Raw genomic sequence first — 25037 nt, 5'->3', positions numbered from 1 at the left:
TAACAGCCGATAATAATCATAAAGATATATTTACCATAATATAGGGGGAGTGTTTAAATGGCCCACATTTCAAGCGTCTCAAGCAACCCACAATCTACATTACCTGTAAAGACTAGAGCGAATATAATGTCACCTATTGACCGGGAGATTGAGCAGCTAATAAAGCAAAAAGGAATTATTAACGAAAAAATCGCTAGTATTAGATCAGATGAAAAATTAGACTCTAAACAAAAAGATGAAAGAATCAAACTATTAAACATGGATTTGCAGCTGCTCGAATCTCAAATTATGCAGAAACGAATGGAGAAAGCTGAGAACAATAAAAATGACAAAAATGCTTCACCCCAAAAAGAGAATTCCAGTAAAAAAAGCGAAGCAGACATAAGTAACCAAGAAATATCAGGCCCATCGATGGAGAAGCTTTTACAGGCTAGCAATCTGCATGACCAATTAACTAAAATGGCAAGTGTACGCAGATCACTGAAAGTAGAAGCGGACGATCTTAGACTTGAAGTAAAAAAGAATAGAACTATTCTTGAAATTGACAATGATGACCCCAATGACGTTGGCAAAACGGAAATGAGAAAAAATCTCGAGATCACAGTGAATAAATCCAAAAACGAACAAGCACTGGACATAGATAAGAAAATTTATGAATTGGATCGTAAAATAAGTGAAAAGATCGAAGACACTATAGAGGGTATTCAGAACGATGACAAGCAAGTGAAAGTTGTCACCGAAGAGGTGAGTGGTCAGAAGGATGCGTCTGTGTCTGCCCAACCTGTAAATACTGCTGGTACGCTAAGGCCAAATCAGGATACGGGCAAGAACAATATTGGAATTGATATTCGCGTGTAATGAGAATCTTGCTTCAAGAATATACATAGTATTTATCATAGCTCTAGAATCCGTCGGGACAAAGTTTGACATTAATATGAATAGCACCGTCAGAACAGTTATTTTGACTGTCTCCAACGGTGCTATTTTATATAGGAATAGATTAAAAACGCTATTACCTGTATTGGTGAAACTTCACTGCCCGAACAACGGGGACGCCCACAGGATTGCCGCCAATCGTCAATTGTTCTCGAGCCGCATATACATTGGCAGGGAACATCGCGATTAAGAGCACAACCAAACAAGCCGATGATCCGGAACAACAAAAAAGATGCAACAAGGGCAATGAATGGAGCCATAATAATCCCTCCTTAGATAATTAATGAGGACTAATTTTTCAAAGCGGCGACCATAAATGATGATAAATCTTGAGCAGTGTAAAAACCGGAGCCTTTAGGAATGAAGAACGGACGCGTAGGCCAAACGATAGCAGAACAAACATTTCAGCCGTTCTCTCCGAATCAACCGATTCTTGAATAACCCCGTGCTGCTGGCCGATTACAATCCATTGTTTCGCTATATGAACAGATCTCTGATAAAAATGGTGGAGTACTTCCGCCACAGCAGGTTCATCTTCCCTGCCAAGCAAATACATCAGAACTTTATTGATTACTTCATTTGCATTCTCCAATGCTGCTAGATTACTCGATATTGTCAGCATCGGTCCGTCAAATGTTCTCCTTGCTCCACTTCCTTCATGAATTGTTCGTTGATTTCTTCGAGCCGATCCTGCAATACCCAAATAAAAATAAAAAAAACACCTTTCGGTGTTTCTTAATGACGGAGCTTGAGGCGATTCCTACACTTTAATTAGACCCTTAAGAATTCCTTGCAAAATTGCATAAGCTACTTCCGAATCATTAATCTTGCTACCTTCAATCATATTCAATGTCTCTTCAACACTTATTTTTAGAACTTTAATATGTTCATATTCCTCAAGTTGCTGATCAGCAATATCTATAACATCATCCGTATAAAACACATGTGTCATTACATTGCTTATCCAACTAGCTGGAGTCAGGCTGCCCAGATATTGTATCGCTCCGCATTGACCGCCAACCTCCTCCAGAAACTCCCTGCGAACGGCTGCTTCCAGATCTTCACCTAACTCGACCATCCCTCCGGGAAGTTGAATTACAAAATCATTTACTGCTCTTCTAAATTGCTGCACAAATATAAAAGAATCGGACTGTTTCGCTAATATCACAACAGCTTGGTTATTCTCGCTAAGGGTATAAATCTTTCCCAATTCATCTTCTACTATCATATTTCCATTCTTGCGTAATAAAACAGTTAAGTCTCCTTTTTCACGAACTACTATGGAGTCAACCCTAAAATTCACCTGTCATACTATCCAACTTCTTTACCCATTCACTATCGTTCCAAATATCGGGGTCGTCAATGGTTAGATTTTCTCCACGCACCATGAAATCATAACTATCTTTTGCCCCCGTGTACCAATCAACAATGACTAACTTCCCGTTTACATTACGTACGAGAAACTCAGTAACTTCACCATAACCACCTACAGTCATATTAATTTGTACCGGTAAGTGTAAATAGAGATAACCTCCGTCCACATCATCCCTGTACTCCACTTCCCAAGCGCCAATCTCAATATCCTGAACCAGATCATCAGTAAGATTGTGCTTTATATGCACATCGTACTGGGATTGAATTTTTTGTTGTGTATACTGTTTAAGCTGATCGTTTTCAATATATGTATCCAATTCGATATCCGAGCCGTTCCAGACCGCTTTATAATAGTCAGACAGCGCCTTCACACACATTTCATAAGCCGTTTCAAAATCCTGATCAGATAGTTCACCTTCATTTTTAGCTGCATACTCGGGGGAATCCTGTACTACATTTTGTCCAGTGCTGGGTGTAATTTCTGTGTTCATAGCTTGATCTGCGTTCTTACCATTCGTTTGATCTTGACTACAACCCACTAGTACAAGTCCAATGGCGATAAACAACATCATAAATCTTGTCATAAATAACATGACCTTCTCCCCCTAGAAGTTATGAATCAACGAGGCCTAAATTCCTTATCCAAAATCTATGTACTACGTTCCCATTTGCACTGGTTTCAGACAGTTTTGTTTACGATTCGGGCAGATATATTTGCAATTAAATTAACAAGGACTCCATAGAAGATAAGAACAAGACTGTAATGAAGCTTTCCGCTAAAATCCTGAACACTACCGATTTCCGATAAAAACACCAAGCCATAACCAACGGCTATCGCGATTGAGAGAGATTGAATTAAACTTCCCATGTCCTTAAGTACTGTACTTTTCTTATTATCCCTTTTGGATATGAACGTCAAAATAAGAACGAATGCAACGATAGCTAGAATAGTTAATCCAGAACTAAAATTAATAAATAACATAAAATCACTCCATTCTAAAATTTTTATCTGTTTCCTTGGTCTGATTCTTTACCCATGATTATAGCCCATTTGTAAAATAGAGGAAACAACAAAAAGAGACTCCACCCAAGTATCATCTCCAATTTAAATTATTGTTTCATTGATTTGTTTGTATATGACAAGGCTCAATCCGGCTCCTCCGAACACTCAGGAACGCGGATTTTCTCCTCGGCAAAAGCATTTCGAACAAGTAAGGAAAGCCCCTTCGGAGATTCCATTGGCGTCCGTAAATTGTATGAAATGTTCGCAATCAGCTCATTGCGGGATCACTTATAAGTAGCTTGCCCGATTCAGGGATTCCTTTATGGGGTTTACTATTCAGTTCAACTGTATTATATTTTTATTAAGTTCAACTGTATAGTCCAACTGAATAGAAGGTGAAAATAATGAAACATCCATTGTTACCCCTGTCTGAAACGATGCATTATATTTTATTAGCGCTGCGAGAACCTCTTCATGGTTATGCAGTGATGCAGGAAATTGAGCAAATGAGTAATGGCACCGTAGTCTTAGCCGCAGGAACTTTATATGGCGCACTTGATAATTTAAACAAACATGGTTGGATTGAGCCAGTTGGGCAAACGGGCAGAAGAAAAATGTACAAAATTACAGATGAAGGATTAACCATTTTAAAGGGAGAGCAGCAAAGATTACAGCATATCTTATCTTTGTACGAAAAGGAGTGAAGAAGATGAAGAAATTCAAGATGTTCTTTAATATTGTTGAGGAAGAGAAATGGCTGAATGAACAATTGCAGCAAGGTTATCGTTGCACGAAAATCAGTAATTCAGGAATCTATACCTTTGAAAAAGTGAGCGAAGATTATGTCGTACGATTGGATTATCAAGATATTTTACCGAAAGAAAAATTCATAGAATACAAGACCATTTATGAGGATTTTGGATGGTCCCATGTAAAGGGGTCGCGATTCGGAAGCATTCAATATTGGCAAAAGGAAGCTGGAGATCAAAATGAAATTTTCTCTGATCGCCAATCCATATCTCATTATTATAAACGGCTAATGAAATATTCCTTATCACTAGGACTTACATTTTTAGTGATTTGTTTTTACTTATACAACGACGGTCTATATTTAACAGAAGGCCTTTGGGAAATGAAGGGCAAACTATTTTGGTTAGCTTTTTTATTTGAAACCCCGTTTGCGCTATTCCGATTAATTCCATTATTTATATTGTTTATTTTTAGTATGGGTTTCTTCAAAGCCTACCGGCAATACGCAGCATTCAAAGAAAATTAGAAAGAAAGGGGGATACATATGAGGTTTGCTAAACTATTACTAGCTGCTGGTATTTTACTAACCTTAATTACAGGTTGCGGAACTGCAGGGATCGATGAGGCAGAAAAATATGTTACCCCTGTGGAAGATATTGATGTTCCTGATGATGTAACCATTATCGGCTTCGGAGAAGCGACACATGGGAATGTTGAATTTCAGGAATTGAAAAAGAACTTATTTGAAGCGTTAATTAAAAATGAAAATGTGCGGGTTTTTGTTCTAGAAGGCGATTTTGGAGCGGGTCAGCAAATTAATGACTATATTTTGCATGGAAATGGGACAGCTAAAGAAGCGGTATTTGCTCTTGACTACGGCATTTATAAAACGCAGCAAATGATCGATTTGATAGAATGGCTGCATCAGTATAATGAAACTGCAAATGAAGATGACAAAGTATATTTTTATGGCAATGATATGCAGCGGTATGATGCTAGTAAAAAAGGGTTGCTCGCTTTTTATGAAACGGTGAATGAGGAAATGGCCAAAAAATATACTGCACAATTACAACATGTATCTAATGATACCATGCGTAATTTAACGGCCGAACAGCTAGAGAAACTGGATGGAATCATCGATGACCTCATCACGGATTTACAATCCCATGAAGATGAATATTTAGCACAGACATCACAAGAATCCTATGCGTTTGCTTTGCAGTATGCTAACGTCATGAGACAGCGTACAAGCCTTTTGGGGAATGACAAGCAATATTCGATGCTGCGGGATGAATACTTAGCGGAAAATGCCAAGTGGATCGTAGAGTTTGAAGCACAACGTGGACACAATAAATTATTCATCTCTGCACATAACGGACATATTGAAAAAACATCGGCCGCCTTTGGTTATAAATCCATGGGAGACTATTTGGACGAAATGTATGGAAATCATTATTTTGCCATTGGGACTGACTTTATCAACAGCACATTTCAGGCAGATCACAACGGAGCTAATAAAAGAAAAAACTATACTATTAAAAATAGGGATCCCTTGGTGAAAGCATTTAGTGAAGTCGAAAGCAATATTTTTTACGTTGACTTCGAACTAGCGAGTACTTCAAAAGAAATAGCCGAAATTATAACGCAAAAACAGAAAATGCCGAACATCGGTGATGACTTCAGCACCTGGTATAAATTTTCAAAAATGTTCTATACCCTTGAAATGGTACCGAATGAAGCATACGATGGGATGATCATCGTAAAAGAGGCAACACCGACGACGGTTATGGAATCCAGTCCATGATTATACATCAGGCCAACAGGGCGTAAGTACAGCTTCGTGAACACGGTAGTAAATACGCTCCTTTATTGCCATCTCACGTTTTGATACATTTTTTTCTTTGTGTTATTATATATGTAATAAGGACCAAGTGCTGCGAACACTTGGTCAGTACAATTGGCTTGGATGGTTTATTCCCTTCTAAGTCGTATAGGAACAAAACCCACCTTTGGCCTTAACCTTTGGGTGGGTTTTTACTTTCTCTTGTTGTTATTATTGATGTATGTTAAAAGAGCCTAACCACTACATTGTAGTTAAGCTCTGTTTCACTTTGCTGCACAGGCGCCCGCGGTTTGGGCCGTCCCTATAGGCTGTAAATTATACTTTACGAACCGCGAACCAGAGTTCGATATAGTTGAGGCCGTCTTTAGCGCCGTACATTTCGAACTCGATCCCGTCCACCTGTTCATAGCCGGCCGTCGGGAGCCACTCGGTGTAAAAACGTTTGTATAGCGTTTCGATCGTCTCGCCAAACTGATCCCACGAATGCGGCTCCGAGGGGAAGATCACCCATGTATGGGCTGGAATAGTCACCGAGGTGTACCCGTCCATGTTGCTGGATTCGTCTTTGAAGGCACATAGCATGTACGGAAATGTCTCCGGTCCGGTCTTGCGGTAGCTGCATACCGCATGTACGCGATGCAGATTCTGGCTGACGAATGACGGTAAATTACCCGCACGTGCTTCAAGCCGTTTCACATCACCGTTCGCATGACTCTGCTCCCACAGTTTTGCCGGCGTAAATGCCGACTCCCCACCACTGTTTACTGGGAATACACCTTCAATGCCGAACACTTCGAAGCTTTCTTTCGTTTCAATCCGATAATTCATTTCCTCTGCCCCTTTAATGGTGATAAGGAAAGACAGGCGAGGGTACGCTTTGAGCGCAATCCCCTCTTGACGGGCCATGGCTGGGGTGATTCCGTGCAGTGAATGGAACGCCCGCGCGAACGAAACAGGCGACTCATAGCCGTACTTCAATGCGACATCGATCACCTTCCCCGCACCGCCGTGCTGCAACTCTAACGCCGCAAGCGTCAGCCGTCTCCTCCGAATATACTCTGACAACGTCACGTCCGTGATGAATGAGAACATCCTTTGGAACTGATACGACGAACAGCAGGCCATTCGTGCCACCTCGCTCAGTTCGATATTCTCGGTAAGATTCGTTTCAATATAATCTATTGCACGGTTCATCCGCTCCAGCCATTCCATCTCTGTCCCTCCTCTCGTATTCAAGTATAGGTGAGGCATACAATAGCTTCGCAACAATGTGTGCCGCAAGAAGTTGCTTCTAAAATTGAGATTGCTCTTAACTTAGATAATCAAACCACTCTCTTCCTAATGGGTACATATAGATCAACCTTTGCCTTTCCTTCAGGGTCATCCGAAGGATTATTCATGCAAAACTCGAGACAGTATTTATTGTCAGGTTCATACTCGCTATTCGGTAACCACTGTCCATACACCACTTGATATGCAATAGCGAATTTATCAATGGTGTCATAAAACGGATACAATGCATAAAGACCACCACTCAGCGTTTTATACTCCATATCATGATCGATACTCCTATTGAAATCACCAGGGATTGTTACGCATGCATCATAACGGCATTCGTATTCTTCGGTTGAACTTGGATCGTCAAGTGAGATTCCGATGAAATAGTGTTCTGGCGGGAAGAGATGATTCTTCGCTGCCCACTCACCTATTTTCCCCCACGCCTTATGGGTTTCAAGATAACTTCCAATGTGTCTGACATACGCAACCTCGTAATCTGGCAGCTCCTTAATGGTGATATTCATTTCCCAAATCCTCCTCAAAAAGTGGTTTTTAATTCCACTTTCAGCATAACGAGAAGGTTGTTCTGTTTCTTTCTGGTTGTTGCCATATTGTACAGAATTATTGCTAATTATTTTCGGATTTCTTCTAACCTCACTGGGAGTATGGTTATAAAACTTTTTAAAGGCTTGATTAAAATTGGATACTGAATCAAAGCCACATAACATGGATATTTCTAGTACAGTCTTATCCGTACCAACAAGATACTCTACGGATTTGATCAACCGCCTAGAATTCAAGAAAGCATATGGCGTCATTCCAACCATCGACGAAAAAATCCGCGTAAAGTGATACTTAGAGAAGTTGGAAACCTGAGCCAATTCCTCAAGGCTAATCTTCCTGGACAGATGATCTTCAATGTATTGAATGACTTGATCCATTCGGTCAGAGTAATGATTCATATGATTTATGGTCCTTTCGCTATTCTCTTACAACCATGTACCCTCTTTATCAATGATTATAGTTCATTTGTAAAATAGAGGAAACGACAAAAAGAGACTCCACCCGAGTGTCGTCTCCAATCCAATTCCGTACTCAAAGAATATCCAACCCAAGCAGCCCTCTATGATCTCTAGGAAGAATGCCCACATCAATCTCTATATTTTCAATGCTTCATAAATAGAATCCCCTGTTTCGTAGGTCACACCAATTTCCTCTAAAATATCAGGACTGATTATAGTATGTGAAGATCCTGTATCTATAATTACATCTTCTATTCTCAATGTCCGTCCTCTAAACGTCACGGAAATTGACGTTGTAATTAACTGTCCGTCGTAGTTAATTTTCATTGCTATTACGTCTCACTCTTATTAGTGGATCACGTCGGAGGTGAATTACAAAGTCTTGATTTGAAGTACGGTACACTACATTCCCTGGCTTTACTTGAAAAAATTCTTTATTAGCATCTTCATCTGGTACTGTGCGAATTGGTGCAACTTCATCTACTACTTTTATGTTGCCTTCCTCGTGATAATTAAGTATGGAAACCAGAACAAATTGATCAGGAAACAGTATCTCTGATATATTCCCTCATTAATTTAACTCTTGACGATCTAAGGCATAAGCTACGAAGTGGCAACTTATTGTTATCTGAAGCCTGTGCCTTCATCGAATAGCTTAACCTTTGTTTTTATACCGGTCTGTTAGCTCCTTAATAAATACATCAATGGGTTCCTGATAATCGATTGGTTTATAAATAATCCTGTTATTCCACTTATGTCGATGATCTTGGTCTTCAAACCCGTCTTTATTATATTCTAGAGATTTCATAATCATCATGATCTCGTTCAGTGTACTTCTTACACTTCTGTTATCCGTTTTTGTGATGACCATCTCATTACAATTCTTTATATAAAATTCAATCTGTTCTTCTGGAATATCTTCTAAAGTAAGATATCTTATTAGGTTTTTTATAAAAATCTCTTGCAGCCGATTGGCCTGGTTGCTCCTTATTCCAGAGATAGTTAGACTCAATCGAGATAAATCGTTCATAAATACATAATGCTTCTTTCGATATAGAGTGAAAATATTAACGTGCCAACTATAGAACAAGTCAGTTTCTAATACAGGTTCTGGATTGATACGCAAGTCTTTTAAGATATCTTTTGTGGCTTTTATAAAAAGCATATGAGTTAGTCCTTTCATCTAATCAACAAAAAATATACTTCTCCCCAACGCTGAATTATGCGCAGTTACTCGCTTCTTTGAAATTACCGACAACTTCAAGTATGTGTTATTATGAATGTATATTCTTGAATTTCATTGGCTACATTCGTAATGAAAGGGGCTGTTGAAAATGGCCGTATCCAAGAAAGATCTTGCTAATTTAATCCATCAGTTACCAGATAAGGATATTCCTTTAGTTGCTGATTTCTTAAAACGTCTCATAAGCAATCCCCAAGATGCACACATTCCTTATGATGATGAGGAATTAAGTGAAAATGACCTGAAGGCAATTGAGCAAGCGGAGTTAGAATTCAAACAAGGTAAAACGATCCGCCTAAAGGATATTGAACATGAATTACGAAATTGAATTAAGCACAGAATCGGCAAAATATCTTCGTAAATTAGACAAACCAACTAGACTACGGATTCTAAACCACTTAGACTTTCTTAGGAAAAACCCCAGACATACAGAGCTTGACATAAAGAAATTACAAGGAAAAACAAATCTCTACCGTCTAAGAGTCGGTACTTATCGCATCCTCTATAGTATTAAGGATCATGTTCTTGTTGTATATGTTGTAACGATTGGCTCTAGGGGTGATGTTTATAAATAACATGAATAAGTACTTGAAAAACTAATAATTTGATCCCATGAAAAAATGAACTTATTTGAACTTTTGACAGAGCGATCCGCAAAAGGGGACTGCTCTGTTAACCAAATCACACTTTTGTCCTCATGGATAACTTCAACCAGTAGTTGTCCCCGTTGAGTTACATTGTTATCATTCCTTAAAATGTTCATAACGGACATAAAACGCTTCGATAATATCAAAAAATTCCTAGAAGATCCCCTAAATGATGATTGCTTTTTAGCTCTAAGCTGACATCAGAGCCATTAAAATAAACAATTCTTACTCCCTCATCCTCTAAATCAATATAAGTTATTATTGAATTTATTTTCTTGCTTAACTCGACAAACCATCTAGTAATAGACACTGAGTCTCTAAACAGCAAACCCATATCACTGGTAGCTGCGGTGAAAGATACTTCAATTTCATCCAAATTATTCTCTAGGTCCCTAGTAGAAATATAAATACACCCTATCCTTGCTTTTCCATCAGGTTCATATGTAAATCAACTTCAGATTTATCATAATGCGGAGCCCAGCCGTAACCACCTTCAAGATACTTTAATATGAATGAGTCCAAATCAAATGTATACAAGCACAATCACCGTGGTCTATTGTTCCATGTTTTCTTATGTACTCAAATAATCTGTCTTTTTCCTTTTTATGAATAACTGTAATAAAAACTATAATCCAGTCCCATAACCCCCCCAAGCAGATGCATTCACGAACTTCGTATACCCTTCCATTACTGCGGGAATCGCAAACCATCATCATTACCCAAGATTATAGCCCATTTGTAAAATAGAGGAAACCGCAAAAAAGAGACTTCACCGAAGTGTCGTCTCTAACTCAAGTTATTCATTAAAAAGTTTTTTAAAGGATACTAACCAGCTCAGCGCCATTATCTTCCGAAGGAACTAGTAAGTAAATTCTGTTACCATCATAACCAATCGTTTTATAATTAAAGTTCCCAAAAGTTCTAGGGAATTCTTTAAACGTCTCTCCATACTGGTTTATAAGAAACAATTTATTATCCTCTGATTCCGTTAACACAAGCTTACGATTAAAATACTCGGACTTCCAATTTGAATCTTGGGTGGAGAAGCTGCGACTAACTTTGTGGTTTATTTCCCCTGTCTTAAGATCGTATTTTGCATAAATGATATAGTCTGAATCTACATTAATTCCAAGTGGGTGGCCGATTTGACTAGAAGAATTTACAATCAGTTCATTTCCTTCAACCGAAAAACTAGTGTTCACATTCCACTCAGCAGGGATTGTAATCGCCTTTTTGGTAGTTATATTTAATATTCTGTATAAGTCCTGTGATTGAGTTGAATTATCTCCATTCAATTTAATAACTACATATGGTGTTTGTAGTTGAACGTCTTTTATAATAGTATTTTCATATTTCTTATCCTCAGCCAAACTGTAAGGGAAAGTCGTTATTGGCTTTTTCCAAGGATATTCATAAAGAAGTACCTGGCTGCCATTAACAACAGCCAACTTTTCCTTTTCTTTATTTATTGCAGGTGCCCAGCTAATCTTCATACTTTCCGTTAACTTTATACTAGGAAATAATTGCTCCGAAAGAATAGTTCCGTCAGCGGAAATTGTCATCTTTTTCAATTTATTATTTTCTGATGTAATAACGATAATTTTTAGTGGATTGACTAACACTTGACTGTCATAAACTACGGGAAATTTCTTGCTCCAAACTATTTGTTGAGTGCTCAAATTTATAACTTGAAGCTGGTTATTAACATGATCAACGAGTAAGGTTTGCGTAGAAGTTATTGCGTAGGCTTTCGTTGACTCAGCAAGTAAAGTTTTTGAATATTTTGCAGCGGCTTCCGTAGTCTGATCCGTCGAGAAAAATGCAAAAAGGAATATCATTGAAAACAACAGGCTCATTTTCTTCACGGGAAGAACCTCCATCACTAAATTATTCCCTTATTATACCATATTCTGTTCAAAAAGAGCCTGACCGCTACAGCAGCCAGACTCTTTGCGAATCAATTCACTTATTGCTACTAATCAATAAACTCGCACTCAATAGTTCTCCTCCTTTTTCTCCTATTGAGTTGCCAGTTTTTTGCCCCAAGGGTTTTGTAAGATTTTTTTTGCTAACAGGCTCTATTATTTTCAAATCCTATTCCAAGAAATCAATTATGTTCTTTCAAATTCTATATAGAACCACCTTCACCCACCTGGTTTAGGATATTCTTTGCATGCATTTTTCCAAGCATCCTCGTCAGACATTCCATTATCCTTTAAAGATTTATATAGGTCTACCCTCTTTGTAGCAAAGTCATCAAAGGGGCTTCTTAAGATTATTTCTTTGTGTTTCTCCACTAAGATTGATCTCCAATCTTTCTTTAACATGCCCAAAATATCTTCTTGTTTTTTAAATACTATCCTCCTAGAATCTATGTTCTCATCTCTATTTAACAATTCGTATTTACAAGCCTCAGTAAAGCTAATGTCTATAAAAACTAAATACAATAACCTATCTAAATCTTTGGTTTTTGTATGTGAGAGTTCTTTTCCTCTTTCGCTAATGATGTAATGATATTCATCATCTACGAAAATAGCGGGTCGACCCGATCCTTCAATTACTCCAAAAGTAGGTAATGGAGCCGATATATTTATTTTCTTACACATGCTCCTTATTAATTCTTCTAGTTCAGTAAGTCCCTTGATTTTTTTCTTTCTCTTAAAAAACATACTTATTCCCCTTAGCTCCTTAATCATGTATTTGAGCTCTCAATAAATAGTAGTTTCTCTCCGTCCTAAATGCATAATCTTTTGAATAAATTGCATAATAGCGATCTAGCCTAATATCTATTTCAAACACATCATACTCTTGTTTATGTAATAATTTCTCTATTAGGCTGATAAGCTCCTCAATCGTCTGATCTCTTATAAAGAGTATCATTTCAATTTGTTCTTTATATTCCTCAGGCTGCCTACTATATTCATTTAAATAAAAAAATTCCCGAAGTTCTGATTTCAATTGAACTTTCCAATTAATAATCTCACTAAGTTTAAAATAGTTCACGTTTTGAAGTGTTGAAAGCCAAGATTTTGCCTCTTGATCATAGAATGCTCTTAAATCATTTTGCATTGAATCATTTATTGGTACCTCAATAAAATCAAAGTACGCCGACAAACAACCATCAGAGTATTCGCAGTCGTCGTCTTCTATAATTTTTTGAATTTTTTCAATTATCTCCATCAGAATTCCCCATACTATCTCTTGCAATACTTTTTTTGTATTTATGAAACGCCCTGCCCTAAACAGGGCTGAGGCTGAGGCGCTTGTTGTCAGAGCTTTCCTCTCACGATACGATGTGAATCTAATTAGATATTAGCGTTCTTCATTAAGTTTTGAAGTTTTTGTACTGGTATTGCTTTACTGCGTTCGGCTTCGTCATAGAAATTCCAAACATCAATAACCCCAATTAAATTTCCTTCTTCATCAAGAATCACGCCGCCTGATCCGGAGTCAGTTTCGGCACTATGATTGAATGAACCATCCGAATCAACGGAAAGTATGACTCCTTCTCTAATCTTTTGGCCATTCATCTCGTACCAAATGGAATAAACTCTATCCCCTTTTTGTGGTTTTTTTGTACTTATGGATAAGGAATTATCTGTTTCGTAAGGAAAACCAATAAGGTTCACTCTAGGGTCACTAAAGGCGACCATCTCATCGAGACTCCCATATTCAATATTCTTACGGGTATTACTTACGTAAACTTTAAAAGATCCTGCTAATGATAAAAAATCATAATTTGTGACTACAAACCCGTTCGTAAAAAAAACCGTACCAGCCGTATATGCATTCCCTAATTCATTGTAGGCAACAAGATGACCAACACAATCAAGGAGTTTGTTCAGTTCCGTCACTGATAGGTTATTTTGTGGTGCCTTAACATCTACAGTTTGTTTATGAGCATCGAAGTCTACTTTAACACCGAACTCTTTGAGTAAAGAAACAGGCACAAGTGTGCGTCCCTCCATGGATATCGCGGGCACACCAGGTATGTTAATAGTTTTCCCGTTAGATGTAATCTTAATTATTGGATACCCCTTGTAACTCCCCCAAAGCGATCCTGCATAGGCAGTCCCTGCAACAACAAACATAGAAAATACAATAAGTACAACCTTCTTCAACATAGCACTTTCCCCTTTTTTATCCCTAATTAATTGAAGCGTTTCGGCGTATCATTGTGTTGATATCCGAAAACAACAAATATAATATTCCAATTTATACTCCCACTCAACCTCCAGCTCCAGACTAATTAACTAAATATTCGTATTAATTAGCTCTAATAAAGGTAATAATCGGTATTGATTTTCAATAAATCCTCTAAGCGATATGAGCAATTCTCCAAAATTAACACTTGAATAATTTCCGTTAACATTTTGCACCTACGACACGAGACCCGGCCTTAGATAGATCTTATCTTAGGTCGGGTCGTGTTTGTCTGAATATATTTTTTTAACTAACTCTTATTGCAAAATCATTTCACGCTCTATTCCATTCTCTTTTTTTAAGGTATATGCTCCAATAAATCACCAGGCTGACAATCCAGCGCTGCACAAATTTTATCAATGACTTCTAGAGAAACATATTCGTTCGTATTCAATTTAGCCATCGTTGCTGATGAGATACCCGTCATTTTTAATAACTCCTGTTTCTTTATATCCCGATCTATCAGCAATTTTTGTAATGGTTTATAACTTATCATTGCTCGTTCCCTCTCAGATTAATTGAAGTTTTCTTCAATTATATTAAACAATCTTCGCCTAATCAAAAATATATTTATGTTCTCTTGACAAGGATATTTGATATGTTAAAATAATATTCAATAAGTTAAACTTTAATTCGTAAATACAAACGGAATTTAGGAGGTGTCATATTGGAAAACTCCTTAGAGATATTAATCGACCCACTATTCGTAAGCGATTGGAATCATTACACAATGAACTTACAAAACATAATTCTTATTTCATAGAAATATCTAATGAATCTAAGCAATACTTACAGACCCTTCAAACATCTGTCCCTGACAGCCTCCAACATACCCTATTCCTCTATGAAGACGCTCAATTCTCAATACGAACAGTTCTAGATAGTAAAATATATCTACAAGGATTTAAGGACGCCTTATATCTCTTCAATGAATTACATATTTCAAAAAATTAAGTGCCTGTAAGCTCTATTTTTTGAACTTGCGTTTTAATGCTGATTGGGGTGTCTGCCCGATCTATTTCTCTGATATCCACTTCGTGCAGACCACGCCAGAAGCCTCAGTGTGAACACATTGTTCTATTAATTGTATTTGAAAATTCTATTTAGTGTTGTAAAGGATGTTTCTTATGTACGTTTGATCTCCATAACGAATCTCTTTGGGATAATCAAATATTTCTTGTTTCAATAAATTACTACTCTCGTTTATTTTACTTTTTATTTCTGCTCTTGAGTAAATACTATATATTGCGTCCTTTATTTCCTCAAAACTTTTAATAGAACTGCGTACTCCTAGTTTCACCATATTGTACTGATCAGTAAAATCATGAAACAAATCTATTAATATAAAGCTTTCCTTATCGTCTCTCTTAAAAAACACAAGAACATCCCCTTTACCTACACTATCAGGCCCTTCGCCATATGAGTTATATTTATTATATAATTCCGTTAAATCAAGATTGATATTAAATTGTCTTAATAATTTTTCAATACTAGATGCCTCATCTGTATCATCTATTAAATCAAAAAATGGTAAATAAAAAGATATTTCAGTATATGCCTCCATAGTTATATTTCCTTTTCTTCTTAAGATTGATTATTACAGATTGTCGGTTAATTTATATTTCGTTTTTTTACCATCAGTTCTTGAAATCACTTGAAAAGCAACTTTATTTTCACGATCTATTAAATCAACAGCACAGACATTACTGGTTTCAATGTTAGCGTTGATTAATTTGTATCCATCAAGTTCATTTAAACATTACAGGATAATTTTTCAAAATCTAATTACTATCATAATATCCAATTGAATTATTTAATTGTATCTCGCTTATCCAACGCGTTAGGATACCCAATCATTTCTTCTATTTGATTTCTCATGATTTCACCAATGAAATAGAATTACGCATAATATTCTTGCGTTCACAAACCCAAGAACTTTTAGTCCCCCCAACGAGCGCAACCGCGACGTGGTTAGGTTCACAGGTTGTCACCTGAATCCACAACTCTTGGCGACCGAGCGACTGTAATGCTGCAATGCTGCAATGCGTGAATTGTTATACGATGTATCTGGCTTATTCGAGTAGCACCATTGACTGTTTTTTGAAAATATCTTTTGTTATTAATCCAATTTAACTGTCTACTTCATTGAATGGATTCCCCGTAATCAAATATACGAATCCACAGAAAAAGAGAATTGAACAAATAAATGGTAAAATTATCTCTGAACCATCAAATATCATAAGATAATAATTATATCCCATGAACCAGGCTACAATTGAAACCGTGACCATAATAGCTCCTACAATTCTTCTTATTTTAGACTTATCATCTTGATAATTCTTGTTATACTTTATGTTTTCAACTTTTTTATTTATATGTAATCCGAAAAAAGCCCAACAAAAACCAGTTAGAAATAAAGGAATACCTGCCCACATCTTTCTTTCTGGATCTAATTCACCAATACGGTAAAAAAATATCGTTGCAAACATTGGGAACCCAAACCAAAAAATTGAATAAATCAAAAAACGCGTGTACCTTTGCATTAATATCAGGCGATACAATCCCCTAAATCCCAATACAAAACTTAAGATGATTGCTATAATCGTACCTAATCCACCTGTTCTCAAATCATCACCACCAATTATAGTGTGACATAAAAAAGCTTCATCTATTATGGCTTATATTAAAATAGATTTAATAGATCTTCAGGTATGTCGTATAACGTTTTTGTATTCAAGAACCTGAGAATCTTAAGCGAACGGATTGAGCGGCCGCATTGCGGTTAGGTTCGCAGGGTTGTACGCCTGACTCCACTTCCCCCGAATATTCTTGGGCGGACTAAGGAACGATAGCGACGTAGCATGAATACTATGTTAGGCGATGTTACAGACATCTCTGAAATAAAAAAATATTATTCTTTTCTAATTGCCCTTATCTGTGTAATTATTTCATCACCATAAGGTGTTAATGACCAATATGTTCCCTTATCTCTCAAACTCCTCTGTCGATTGCTTTTTATAATTAGTCCGAGTGCTCTAAATTGAATTAGTATTGTTTGAAAGTTAGACTCGTTAATTTCAAAACTCTCCAATACTTTTCCTTTAAAATCATCTTCCTGTTTCAATTCTCCTCTTTCGGATTCACTTATATAATCATTAATCGCAATAAGCAACCTTTGCTCATCAGACTCGTCAATCATAAAAGGAGCGAGTCTAGAAAAAAGTTCATTCCAAGTAGTAATAAAATCAGATTTATATCTAATTCTTTTATAAGTTTTTGGATCTTTTGTAACGAATGAATATTCTAATTCAACTTCGTCAGTGCCTTGCGCCAAGTTTTCAGAACCCTGTGGAGCTTGCGTTCTTGCTTCAGCTAGTGATTTTTCAAGGTCTTCAACTTGCTTGCGCAATCTTAAAATTTCTTTGGATGAATTTTCATCTGGAACTTGGTCTGCCCTAACCCATCCAATTGCAGGATTGGTTTTAATTAATCTTATTAAGCTCCGTGATACCATTGATCCTAAATCAAATGGAGTTGTCCAGTATTTTACTAACTTCATTTCGGCCATTTTGCGAAAATCATTTAATTTTGTAATACTATCAGGATCTTTTTCAGTGCGATTTGCCGATAATTCCCCTGGATTTTTATGTAGGAAGGCAATCACAGGTTTACCGCAACTAACAGCATAACGATATTCCATTTCCGTAAAACTTAATCCATCAGGTCCTATAGAACCGTACCTTCCCCCAATAATAACCATATAATAGTCACTATCATCAATAACTTTTTTTATTAAAGTCCATTGATCATCGTTTGCAGCGGGGAATAACTCCATACCTGAAGGAATACAGTCCAGTTCAAGAAGGGCTTGCATAACTTCTTGTCTCTCTTCCTGAAGATCTTGATAAGTAGAGCTAACAAAAACTTGATACCGTTTATCCATTTTTTATCCCTCAACATTCACACAATTATATTTCCCGGTAATTTCTTATAACTCCTCTTTCGCAAACTTCGCCAATACACTATCAGGAAGTCATTCACAAACTTCGTATACCCTTCCATCTCCACGGCATTCCCACCTTAATGGCAACCATCCTCTCCTCGCTATACATCTCCCCTCCAACACCCTCCCTCATTACCCAAGATTATAGCCCATTTGTAAAATCAAGGAAACGACAAAAAGAGCCTAACTACAACATTGTAGTTAGGCCCTCTCTTAGCCTCTCATTCCCTCTCTTAGCCTCTCATTCCCTCACATATCCCTACTCGCCAAAAACTCCCTCAATCCTTCCCCTTGCCCACTCCCAGCACCTCGGTCGTCCACTTGTTGATCAACCGCTCGCGGTTTTGGCCGGCCCAGTCGAGGTCGTAGGGGATGACGTTCAGCTTCTCCAGCGGGATCGCTTCCTCGGGCGCGATAGCGTCGCGGTTGGTGAGCTGCTGGTAGTTGCCGACCTGCTTGCCGAGCTCCTGGGCTTGTTTGGTCAGCGCCCAGTCGACGAATTGGCGGGCTTCCTCCTGATGCGGGCCGCCCTTGATGATGCCGACGGCGCCGATCTCGTAGCCCGTGCCTTCGGTTGGGAAGCCGATAATGAGGTTTTGGAAGCCTTCCTTGTAGAATTTCAGCGCATCGTGGGAGAACATGACGGCGGTCCCCACTTCTCCCATGCCTACGGTACGTCCGGGAACGCTGCCGGAGGTGGTGTAGATGACATTTTGCTGATGCAGCTGGCGCAAGTAATCAAAAGCCTCGTCTTCGCCGAACAGCTGCACCAGCGTAGCCAACGTGGTGTAGGCTGTCCCCGAGGAACGGGGATCAGCCATCGAGATCATGCCCCGGTATTCCGGCTTCAGCAGATCCTGCCACGACTGCGGAGCCTGCAGCCCCACCTCCTGCAGCCAGGTCTTGTTAGAGACAAAGGCGATCGAGCCTACGTAAATGCCGGTCCAATACCCTTCCGAATCCCAATATTCTTGAGGGATGGCTTCGACATTTTTAGAAACATACGGCTCCAGCAGACCTTCGGTCTTGGCCTGGATGAACGTATCTGCCGGCCCGCCAAACCAGATGCTGGCCTTAGGTGAATTGCGCTCTGCCCGAATTCTCGACAAAATCTCTCCGTTCGACATCCGCACGTAATTCACCTTGATGCCAGTTTGCTTCTGAAAGGTCTCCATCGCCTTAATCGCATGGTCTTCATATAGTCCGGCATACACCGTCAGGGTACCTGGACTCTCCTTGCCGCAGGCAGATAGAAATAATGACATCAGCAGGGAGAGCAGCAAACCGCCTATGGCTATTTTTTTCATGCAATCCCCTTCTTTCTGTGGCATGATGTCAACGATTCTAGATGCAGGCTGAAGTTAAATTACATGAAGGGCGTCCTCCGCAAACTGCAGCGATACGGAGGTACCGACCGAGTAGACCTTCTCCTGGATCGGGTTGTGCTCGGTAATCTGGAACAACTGGCCATCGAGCAGCACTTCGTATTCCTGCGTTTGCCCCATGAACACGCTTTTCTTCACGACGCCCTGGTGCTGCGAGCCTTTAGCCAAAGAGACGGCTTCGGGGCGGATGACCACAGTCACCTTGTCACCTGTTTTGTATCCGTCACGGCGAATCCGCAGCATGCCGGAAGATGTCTCCACAAGCAGCCTGCCGTCTTCCGTTCCTTTAACCGTGCCTTCCAAAAAGTTAGCCGTTCCGATGAAATCGGCAACGAACCTCGTCTTCGGACGCTGGTAAATCTCCATTGGTGTACCGACCTGCTCAATCATTCCTTTATTCATGACGATGACCTTATCGCTCATGCTCATCGCTTCGCTCTGGTCATGCGTTACATACACGGCGGTGATGCCGATCTGCTGCTGAATGCGGCGGATTTCATCCCGCATCACAAGGCGCAGCTTCGCGTCGAGGTTGGACAGCGGCTCGTCGAACAGCAGCACGCCCGGCTCCATGACGAGCGCCCGAGCCAACGCAACGCGCTGCTGCTGACCACCCGACAGCTGGTTCGGCATCCGATCCCGATAATCCTGTAGATTCATTATATCCAAGACGGATTCAACTTTCGAGCTAATTTCCGGCTTGGTCATTTTCTTGATCTTAAGACCGTATGCAATGTTGTCGAATACGTTCAGATGCGGGAACAACGCGTAGGATTGGAACACCATTGTGCAGTCCCTTTTATTCGGCGGAATCTGATCCACCGCTTCGTCCCCGAAGTAGATGTGCCCCTCGGTGATGTCTTCGAATCCGGCGATCATGCGGAGCGTCGTCGTTTTGCCGCAGCCTGATGGTCCGAGGAGAGTGACGAACTCTCCCTGCCCGATCTCCAGGTTGACCCCGGTGACCGCGTAGGATTTCTCGCCTTTATCGTTCGTGAAGGCTTTGGATATATTTTTAAGTGTGACTGATTTAGCCATATTAACATACCTCCTTAAGGATGAACCCAACCGGCAATGGCGAGCATAGCCGCGAAGTAAGGATAAGGGGCCGAGTGTTCACCCCTCCCCCTAACCCTCCACTCATCAAGCAGACCGCTCTTTGCCGCCCATCCATTTCACAAGCAAGTTTAACAAGATGAGCGCCACGACCATGATCAGGATCAGGATCGTACAATAGGCGCTGGCGACGCCGATCCGGCCCGCCTCGACCTGCGCCAGAATCGACGCGGTAATGAGGTTGTATTTGGCCGAGATGAGGAAAATAACGGCGCTCATCGCGGTCATGCTCTTGACGAAGCTGTTTACGAGACCGCTGAAGAAGGCGGATTTGATCAGCGGCAGCACGACGCTCGTGAACACTTTGCTGCCACTCGCTCCCAAATTCGTCGCAGCCTCCTCGATGCTCGGATCGATCTGCTGCAGAGCCGCCACCCCGGAGCGAATGCCCACCGGCATGGAGCGCACAACGAACGCAGCGACGATAATGATCCCTGTGCTGGTCAGCGCTAATGGCGCTTTGTTGAAAGCGAGAATATACCCGATCCCGATGACCGTACCCGGCACCGCAATCGACAGCATGCTGATGACTTCCAAAGCTTTTTTACCAAAAAAGCGTTTGCGGACAATCAGGAAAGCGATGATCATGCCCAGCAGTCCCGCGATCGGCGTCGCGACAATGGCGAGCGTCAGCGTATCCTTGATCGCCTTCTGTCCTATAGAGAATACATATTTGTAGTGATCCAGTGTCAGGCTGTTGTTAATGCCCCACAGCTTGATGAACGAACCGATCGGTACGAGGGCATAGAACGCGATAACAGCAAGCGACATGATCATACAAAATGTGAATAGTCCATGTTTAACCGCCCCGGACTCAATCATTCTCCGCTGTCCGGTAGGCTTGCCCGTTACAGTGACATAGCTTTTCTTGCCAACCCAGAAGTTTTGCAAAATATAAACGATAATCGTGACCGTCAGCAATACCATCGCCAAGGCGGCTCCGGCCTGCAGGTTATAACTTCCGACAGCCTGCAAATAGATCTCTCTGGCAACAGTAGAGTAGTTCCCCCCGATCGTCATCGGGTTCCCGAAGTCAGCAAGCGATTGAACGAACACGAGCAGGAACGCATTGGCGATGCCCGGTACGGACAGCGGCAGCGTGACGCTAAGGAACGTCTTCAGCCGGCTGGCTCCCATGTTCTGGCTGGCCTCTTCCAGGGATGGGCTAATGGAACGCAGCAGCCCGGAGAGTGTCAGGAATGCAATCGGGAAAAAAGATAACGTCTGAACGAGAACCAGGCCATGCAGCCCGTAAATATTCGCATTTTCAAGTCCCAGCAAATTCTTGGTGATCAGCCCCTGCTTCCCGAGAAGCAGCATGGCGGATAGGGCAATGACAAACGGCGGTGAAATGACCGGCAGAATGGCAATGCCGTTAAAGAGCTTTTTGAACGGTACTTTTACATAAGCAAACGTATAGGCAAAAACATACGCAATCGCCGTGGACAACGTCGCCGTCAGGACGGCCAGCACCAGGGAGTTGACCAGGGCGTGGAACAACCCGCCCCCGGACAGCACTCTCTGATACCCCTCTAAGCCAACTTCGCCGGTGGACCCGACGAAGCTGGATTTTGCAATTTGGAATAAGGGATAGACGATAAATACGAGTAAGCAGAGCATGACCAACACGATGAGAATCGGCAGGAGCGGCTCGCGCTTGAATCTCTTGAACATGGCGCTCATTCAAGCTCTCTCCTCTCTGAATATCTACTGAACTGATAGTTATTTCTTAACTTCGGCACTCCATTTGTCGATCAGGCGTTGACGCTCTTTACCCGCTTCAACGACGTCGTAGTCGATCGTGTTGATATCGGACAGCTTCACAGCTTTCTCTGGGCCTACCGCATCTGGGTTCGTCAGGTTCTGGTAGCTGCCTACAGTTTTGCCGACCTCTTGACCTGCCGGAGACAGAGCCCAGTCTACGAACTTCTGTGCAAGCTCTTCGTTTTTCGTATTTTTGATAATCCCGATCGCGCCTGTCTCATAACCTGTCCCGTCTTCAGGAATCGTCAGCTCCAGACTATCGAAGCCTTCTTCTTGATACTTGATGACGTCATGCGCGAACAGAATGCCTACGCCAGCCTCACCCATGCCAACCATCCGTCCTGGTGCGGAGCCGCTGGTCGTATACTGCTGGATTTGCGGATGCAGCTTGCTGAGATACTCAAAGCCCTTCTCTTCGCTGCCCATCACCTTCAGCACGGTATACATCGCCGTATAAGCCGTACCGGAGGAAGCAGGGTCCGCCATAACGATTTCGCCTTTAAACGCCGGGTTCAGCAGGTCTTCCCATGTTTTTGGAGCCTCCAGGCCTTTTTTCGCCAAAAACTCCTTATTGGAAGCAAAACCGAGCGCCCCTACATAGATGCCCGTCCAGTTGCCGTCCGGATCTTTATACTTCGCGTCGACCTTCTCGGCGATCGGCGATGTATACGGCTGCAGCAGTCCTTCCGCTGTCGCTTGCACGAACGTGTCCGCTGGCCCGCCGTACCACACGTCAGCTTGCGGGTTGCCTTGCTCCGCCCGGACCTTCGCAAGAATTTCACCCCCGGACATCCGGATCATGTTGGCCTCAATGCCTGTATCTTCTGTGAACTTCTTGATCGCGGCCACCGCGTGGTCTTCCTGGAATCCGACATATACGGTCAGCTTGCCTTGCGGCTTCGCCGGAGCGGCGTCCCCGCCTCCGTTATTCGCAGGTGCGGCATTGTTGCCGCCTGCAGATCCGCAGCCCGTGAAGAGCATAGCAGCCATCGTCAGCGCGGTGATCGAGCTCATCCATTTTTTCATACCCATTTGTGAATCCCCCTTTGTCCTTTATGGCTCCATTATATTGGTTGCGCTTACAACACTGTGAGTCCAAGTCTCTGCCACTTCTTCCGGCAAAAAAATAGACACCAAAAAAGCCTGACTCCCCTTCGCTTGGAAATGGAATCAGGCTTCCTGATCACCGGCCTTCATCTGCCGTCACTTGAACCAGCTGAACAGCTCATGCACGAGCACCCCGATGACCGAGAAATCGCTGTCGGCAAAAGTCGCGCGCAAATAGCCCAGATTCGACAGCAATGGAATAAGCACCGTCGGTAGAAGCGTAATCGCAAACCCGTGGATTAACGACGATACGATCAGCCCCTTGCGCCCGCCGATTTTATAGGCGATAACGCCCGCTGCCCCGCCGGAGAAGAAATGCGGGATCACCCCGGGAATAATGACGGTATACTGCACCTGCAGCAGCACGACCATCGCCGCCAGCCCTCCGGTGAAGCTGAGCAGGAACCCGATCATCGCCGCAAACGGCGAGAATTTGAACAGCACCGGACAATCCAGCGCAGGAATCGCGCCCGGCACGATCTGGTCGGCAATCCCTTTGAAGGCGGGCACGATTTCCGACAGCAGCATGCGAACCCCCGCCAGAATAACGTAGCAGCCCCCCGCGAACCAGGTCGCCTGAATCAAGGACACGACCAGAATATGCCGTCCCGAGAACATTTCCCGGGTCCCGCCGGGCGAGATGAATAATCCCGAGAAGAGGAACAGCACGAACGTAAACACCGTAATGACGACCATATGATCCTGGAAAAAAGAGCGCAGCTTCTGCAGCCCCTTCGACTCCGGCGGCTCTGGCCCTTTTTTGAACCAGGAAGCGACGAACCCGCTCAATACATAGCCGACGCTGTTGAAATGCCCCATCGCAAAATCGTCGTTCCCCGTAACCCGCCGAATATACGGCTGCGTGATCAGCGGAGCAAGCGACATGCTGAAGGCCAGCACGATCCCCCCGGCGACCATCACCTGCCACATCGGCATCGACATCGACACCAGCACCCCCGCCAGCAGCGAAGCCATAAACAGCATATGGTGTCCGGTCAGAAAAATATATTTGATCCGCGTAAAACGGGCAATCATCAGGTGGACGATCATGCCGACCAGCATAATGAGCGCAATTTCCTCACCGTAATTGATTTGCGCCAGCGCGGTAATCGTCTCATTATGAGGAATGATGCCGATAATTTGAAAGCCCTTCTGGATGACCGCCGATAAATTGGAAAGGGAAGACCCGGCGGCGTTTGCCCCGATCTGCAGTAACGTGTATCCGAGCATCGTCTTGATTGTGCCGTGGATCAGCCTTTGGAACGGCTGCTTCTGCAGCAGCAATCCGACGAACGCGATTAACCCGAGCAGCAGGGCAGGTTCTCCGAGCAGCCCTTTGCTGATCATTTGCGTTGCGTTCATG

Annotated in this window: 29 protein-coding genes and 1 pseudogene; 6 read left to right on the top strand and 24 right to left on the bottom strand. The window is 41.7% G+C overall.

Annotation, left to right across the window (positions count from 1 at the left end; genetic code table 11):
• Nucleotides 1-57 precede the first annotated feature (57 nt).
• Nucleotides 58-858 carry a hypothetical protein gene (locus QNH46_RS02630; protein WP_283926798.1) on the top strand — a complete coding sequence of 267 codons (801 nt, stop codon included), beginning with the start codon at nt 58-60 and terminating at the stop codon, nt 856-858.
• A 376-nt stretch (nt 859-1234) separates the two neighbouring features.
• Here the strand turns inward: QNH46_RS02630 and QNH46_RS02625 are convergent, their stop codons facing one another.
• From QNH46_RS02625 to QNH46_RS02610, 4 genes are all read right to left on the bottom strand, one after another.
• Nucleotides 1235-1558 (bottom strand): hypothetical protein, encoded by a 324-nt coding sequence (locus QNH46_RS02625; protein ID WP_283926797.1) that lies wholly within the window; start codon nt 1556-1558, stop codon nt 1235-1237.
• Nucleotides 1559-1696: 138 nt separating this feature from the next.
• Complete coding sequence (locus tag QNH46_RS02620; protein ID WP_283926796.1) at nt 1697-2239, bottom strand: NUDIX hydrolase; 543 nt, start codon at nt 2237-2239, stop codon at nt 1697-1699.
• On the bottom strand, nt 2229-2903 hold the full coding sequence (locus QNH46_RS02615) for a putative periplasmic lipoprotein (RefSeq protein ID WP_283926795.1): 675 nt from the start codon (nt 2901-2903) through the stop codon (nt 2229-2231). The genes QNH46_RS02620 and QNH46_RS02615 overlap by 11 nt, the downstream gene beginning before the upstream one ends.
• Before the next feature lie 86 nt (nt 2904-2989).
• Entirely contained in the window at nt 2990-3292 is a 303-nt protein-coding gene (locus QNH46_RS02610) for a hypothetical protein (protein WP_283926794.1), read from the bottom strand.
• Between the two features lie 425 nt (nt 3293-3717).
• Here QNH46_RS02610 and QNH46_RS02605 point away from each other — a divergent pair.
• The 3 genes and pseudogenes from QNH46_RS02605 to QNH46_RS02595 all read left to right on the top strand — a co-directional run bounded on the left by QNH46_RS02605 (nt 3718) and on the right by QNH46_RS02595 (nt 5867).
• Nucleotides 3718-4048, top strand: a pseudogene (locus tag QNH46_RS02605) (PadR family transcriptional regulator).
• Nucleotides 4023-4589: a DUF2812 domain-containing protein gene (locus tag QNH46_RS02600; RefSeq protein ID WP_283926793.1), complete on the top strand. Its 567-nt coding sequence runs from the start codon at nt 4023-4025 to the stop codon at nt 4587-4589. The pseudogene QNH46_RS02605 and the gene QNH46_RS02600 overlap by 26 nt, the downstream one beginning before the upstream one ends.
• A gap of 18 nt (nt 4590-4607) precedes the next feature.
• A complete protein-coding gene (locus QNH46_RS02595; RefSeq protein WP_283926792.1) occupies nt 4608-5867 on the top strand; it encodes an erythromycin esterase family protein in 1260 nt (419 codons plus the stop codon).
• A 354-nt stretch (nt 5868-6221) separates the two neighbouring features.
• Here the strand turns inward: QNH46_RS02595 and QNH46_RS02590 are convergent, their stop codons facing one another.
• From QNH46_RS02590 to QNH46_RS02570, 5 genes are all read right to left on the bottom strand, one after another.
• Nucleotides 6222-7118, bottom strand: a complete 897-nt coding sequence (locus tag QNH46_RS02590; protein ID WP_283926791.1) for an AraC family transcriptional regulator — start codon at nt 7116-7118, stop codon at nt 6222-6224.
• 110 nt (nt 7119-7228) lie between these two features.
• Nucleotides 7229-8125, bottom strand: a complete 897-nt coding sequence (locus QNH46_RS02585; RefSeq protein ID WP_283926790.1) for an AraC family transcriptional regulator — start codon at nt 8123-8125, stop codon at nt 7229-7231.
• Between the two features lie 216 nt (nt 8126-8341).
• The gene (locus tag QNH46_RS02580; RefSeq protein ID WP_283926789.1) at nt 8342-8533 is read right to left on the bottom strand and encodes an aspartyl protease family protein; all 192 of its coding nucleotides are present in this window, start codon (nt 8531-8533) and stop codon (nt 8342-8344) included.
• The gene (locus QNH46_RS02575; protein WP_283928329.1) at nt 8523-8768 is read right to left on the bottom strand and encodes a hypothetical protein; all 246 of its coding nucleotides are present in this window, start codon (nt 8766-8768) and stop codon (nt 8523-8525) included. The genes QNH46_RS02580 and QNH46_RS02575 overlap by 11 nt, the downstream gene beginning before the upstream one ends.
• A 93-nt stretch (nt 8769-8861) precedes the next feature.
• A complete protein-coding gene (locus QNH46_RS02570) occupies nt 8862-9389 on the bottom strand; it encodes a DUF6933 domain-containing protein (protein ID WP_283926788.1) in 528 nt (175 codons plus the stop codon).
• A gap of 151 nt (nt 9390-9540) precedes the next feature.
• Between QNH46_RS02570 and QNH46_RS02565 the strand changes: the two genes are divergently transcribed.
• Together QNH46_RS02565 and QNH46_RS24500 are read left to right on the top strand one after the other, a co-directional pair.
• Entirely contained in the window at nt 9541-9777 is a 237-nt protein-coding gene (locus QNH46_RS02565; RefSeq protein ID WP_283926787.1) for a hypothetical protein, read from the top strand.
• Complete coding sequence (locus tag QNH46_RS24500) at nt 9761-10024, top strand: type II toxin-antitoxin system RelE family toxin (protein WP_430691874.1); 264 nt, start codon at nt 9761-9763, stop codon at nt 10022-10024. The genes QNH46_RS02565 and QNH46_RS24500 overlap by 17 nt, the downstream gene beginning before the upstream one ends.
• 214 nt (nt 10025-10238) lie before the next feature.
• Here the strand turns inward: QNH46_RS24500 and QNH46_RS02560 are convergent, their stop codons facing one another.
• From QNH46_RS02560 to ulaA, 15 genes are all read right to left on the bottom strand, one after another.
• On the bottom strand, nt 10239-10472 hold the full coding sequence (locus QNH46_RS02560) for a hypothetical protein (RefSeq protein ID WP_283926786.1): 234 nt from the start codon (nt 10470-10472) through the stop codon (nt 10239-10241).
• A gap of 439 nt (nt 10473-10911) precedes the next feature.
• Complete coding sequence (locus tag QNH46_RS02555) at nt 10912-11961, bottom strand: hypothetical protein (RefSeq protein WP_283926785.1); 1050 nt, start codon at nt 11959-11961, stop codon at nt 10912-10914.
• Between the two features lie 279 nt (nt 11962-12240).
• The gene (locus tag QNH46_RS02550) at nt 12241-12792 is read right to left on the bottom strand and encodes an Imm63 family immunity protein (protein WP_283926784.1); all 552 of its coding nucleotides are present in this window, start codon (nt 12790-12792) and stop codon (nt 12241-12243) included.
• Complete coding sequence (locus QNH46_RS02545; RefSeq protein WP_283926783.1) at nt 12785-13276, bottom strand: hypothetical protein; 492 nt, start codon at nt 13274-13276, stop codon at nt 12785-12787. Before QNH46_RS02545 ends, QNH46_RS02550 begins: the two co-directional genes overlap by 8 nt.
• Before the next feature lie 125 nt (nt 13277-13401).
• Nucleotides 13402-14220: a stalk domain-containing protein gene (locus QNH46_RS02540; RefSeq protein ID WP_283926782.1), complete on the bottom strand. Its 819-nt coding sequence runs from the start codon at nt 14218-14220 to the stop codon at nt 13402-13404.
• Between the two features lie 377 nt (nt 14221-14597).
• On the bottom strand, nt 14598-14795 hold the full coding sequence (locus QNH46_RS02535) for a helix-turn-helix domain-containing protein (RefSeq protein WP_283926781.1): 198 nt from the start codon (nt 14793-14795) through the stop codon (nt 14598-14600).
• A 603-nt stretch (nt 14796-15398) separates the two neighbouring features.
• Nucleotides 15399-15863: a hypothetical protein gene (locus QNH46_RS02525; protein WP_283926780.1), complete on the bottom strand. Its 465-nt coding sequence runs from the start codon at nt 15861-15863 to the stop codon at nt 15399-15401.
• A gap of 33 nt (nt 15864-15896) precedes the next feature.
• Nucleotides 15897-16016 carry a hypothetical protein gene (locus QNH46_RS24495; RefSeq protein ID WP_430691915.1) on the bottom strand — a complete coding sequence of 40 codons (120 nt, stop codon included), beginning with the start codon at nt 16014-16016 and terminating at the stop codon, nt 15897-15899.
• A 412-nt stretch (nt 16017-16428) separates the two neighbouring features.
• On the bottom strand, nt 16429-16926 hold the full coding sequence (locus tag QNH46_RS02520) for a hypothetical protein (protein ID WP_283926779.1): 498 nt from the start codon (nt 16924-16926) through the stop codon (nt 16429-16431).
• Between the two features lie 284 nt (nt 16927-17210).
• Nucleotides 17211-18242 carry a DUF4062 domain-containing protein gene (locus tag QNH46_RS02515; protein WP_283926778.1) on the bottom strand — a complete coding sequence of 344 codons (1032 nt, stop codon included), beginning with the start codon at nt 18240-18242 and terminating at the stop codon, nt 17211-17213.
• 338 nt (nt 18243-18580) lie between these two features.
• Nucleotides 18581-19609, bottom strand: a complete 1029-nt coding sequence (locus QNH46_RS02510) for an ABC transporter substrate-binding protein (RefSeq protein ID WP_283926777.1) — start codon at nt 19607-19609, stop codon at nt 18581-18583.
• Nucleotides 19610-19663: 54 nt separating this feature from the next.
• Nucleotides 19664-20725 carry an ABC transporter ATP-binding protein gene (locus QNH46_RS02505; protein WP_283926776.1) on the bottom strand — a complete coding sequence of 354 codons (1062 nt, stop codon included), beginning with the start codon at nt 20723-20725 and terminating at the stop codon, nt 19664-19666.
• Nucleotides 20726-20830: 105 nt separating this feature from the next.
• Entirely contained in the window at nt 20831-22486 is a 1656-nt protein-coding gene (locus QNH46_RS02500; RefSeq protein ID WP_283926775.1) for an ABC transporter permease, read from the bottom strand.
• Nucleotides 22487-22525: 39 nt separating this feature from the next.
• Nucleotides 22526-23599, bottom strand: coding sequence for an ABC transporter substrate-binding protein (locus QNH46_RS02495; RefSeq protein WP_283926774.1), 1074 nt, complete (start codon nt 23597-23599; stop codon nt 22526-22528).
• Between the two features lie 171 nt (nt 23600-23770).
• Entirely contained in the window at nt 23771-25036 is a 1266-nt protein-coding gene (gene ulaA / locus QNH46_RS02490; protein ID WP_283926773.1) for a PTS ascorbate transporter subunit IIC, read from the bottom strand.
• Nucleotide 25037 lies beyond the last annotated feature (1 nt).

Origin of the sequence: Paenibacillus woosongensis (assembly GCF_030122845.1) — a bacterium.
Taxonomy (GTDB): Bacteria; Bacillota; Bacilli; order Paenibacillales; family Paenibacillaceae; genus Fontibacillus; species Fontibacillus woosongensis_A.
This window is presented reverse-complemented; position numbering and strand designations above follow the sequence as displayed.

Coding starts and splice junctions, on each gene's coding strand:
- QNH46_RS02630 (WP_283926798.1), top strand. CDS start 58: ATGGCCCACATTTCAAGCGTCTCAAGCAACCCACAATCTACATTACCT.
- QNH46_RS02625 (WP_283926797.1), bottom strand. CDS start 1,558: ATGCTGACAATATCGAGTAATCTAGCAGCATTGGAGAATGCAAATGAA.
- QNH46_RS02615 (WP_283926795.1), bottom strand. CDS start 2,903: ATGTTATTTATGACAAGATTTATGATGTTGTTTATCGCCATTGGACTT.
- QNH46_RS02610 (WP_283926794.1), bottom strand. CDS start 3,292: ATGTTATTTATTAATTTTAGTTCTGGATTAACTATTCTAGCTATCGTT.
- QNH46_RS02600 (WP_283926793.1), top strand. CDS start 4,023: ATGAAGAAATTCAAGATGTTCTTTAATATTGTTGAGGAAGAGAAATGG.
- QNH46_RS02595 (WP_283926792.1), top strand. CDS start 4,608: ATGAGGTTTGCTAAACTATTACTAGCTGCTGGTATTTTACTAACCTTA.
- QNH46_RS02590 (WP_283926791.1), bottom strand. CDS start 7,118: ATGGAATGGCTGGAGCGGATGAACCGTGCAATAGATTATATTGAAACG.
- QNH46_RS02585 (WP_283926790.1), bottom strand. CDS start 8,125: ATGGATCAAGTCATTCAATACATTGAAGATCATCTGTCCAGGAAGATT.
- QNH46_RS02580 (WP_283926789.1), bottom strand. CDS start 8,533: ATGAAAATTAACTACGACGGACAGTTAATTACAACGTCAATTTCCGTG.
- QNH46_RS02570 (WP_283926788.1), bottom strand. CDS start 9,389: ATGAAAGGACTAACTCATATGCTTTTTATAAAAGCCACAAAAGATATC.
- QNH46_RS02565 (WP_283926787.1), top strand. CDS start 9,541: ATGGCCGTATCCAAGAAAGATCTTGCTAATTTAATCCATCAGTTACCA.
- QNH46_RS24500 (WP_430691874.1), top strand. CDS start 9,761: ATGAATTACGAAATTGAATTAAGCACAGAATCGGCAAAATATCTTCGT.
- QNH46_RS02550 (WP_283926784.1), bottom strand. CDS start 12,792: ATGATTAAGGAGCTAAGGGGAATAAGTATGTTTTTTAAGAGAAAGAAA.
- QNH46_RS02545 (WP_283926783.1), bottom strand. CDS start 13,276: ATGGAGATAATTGAAAAAATTCAAAAAATTATAGAAGACGACGACTGC.
- QNH46_RS02540 (WP_283926782.1), bottom strand. CDS start 14,220: ATGTTGAAGAAGGTTGTACTTATTGTATTTTCTATGTTTGTTGTTGCA.
- QNH46_RS02535 (WP_283926781.1), bottom strand. CDS start 14,795: ATGATAAGTTATAAACCATTACAAAAATTGCTGATAGATCGGGATATA.
- QNH46_RS02525 (WP_283926780.1), bottom strand. CDS start 15,863: ATGGAGGCATATACTGAAATATCTTTTTATTTACCATTTTTTGATTTA.
- QNH46_RS02515 (WP_283926778.1), bottom strand. CDS start 18,242: ATGGATAAACGGTATCAAGTTTTTGTTAGCTCTACTTATCAAGATCTT.
- QNH46_RS02510 (WP_283926777.1), bottom strand. CDS start 19,609: ATGAAAAAAATAGCCATAGGCGGTTTGCTGCTCTCCCTGCTGATGTCA.
- QNH46_RS02505 (WP_283926776.1), bottom strand. CDS start 20,725: ATGGCTAAATCAGTCACACTTAAAAATATATCCAAAGCCTTCACGAAC.
- QNH46_RS02500 (WP_283926775.1), bottom strand. CDS start 22,486: ATGAGCGCCATGTTCAAGAGATTCAAGCGCGAGCCGCTCCTGCCGATT.
- QNH46_RS02495 (WP_283926774.1), bottom strand. CDS start 23,599: ATGGGTATGAAAAAATGGATGAGCTCGATCACCGCGCTGACGATGGCT.
- ulaA (WP_283926773.1), bottom strand. CDS start 25,036: ATGAACGCAACGCAAATGATCAGCAAAGGGCTGCTCGGAGAACCTGCC.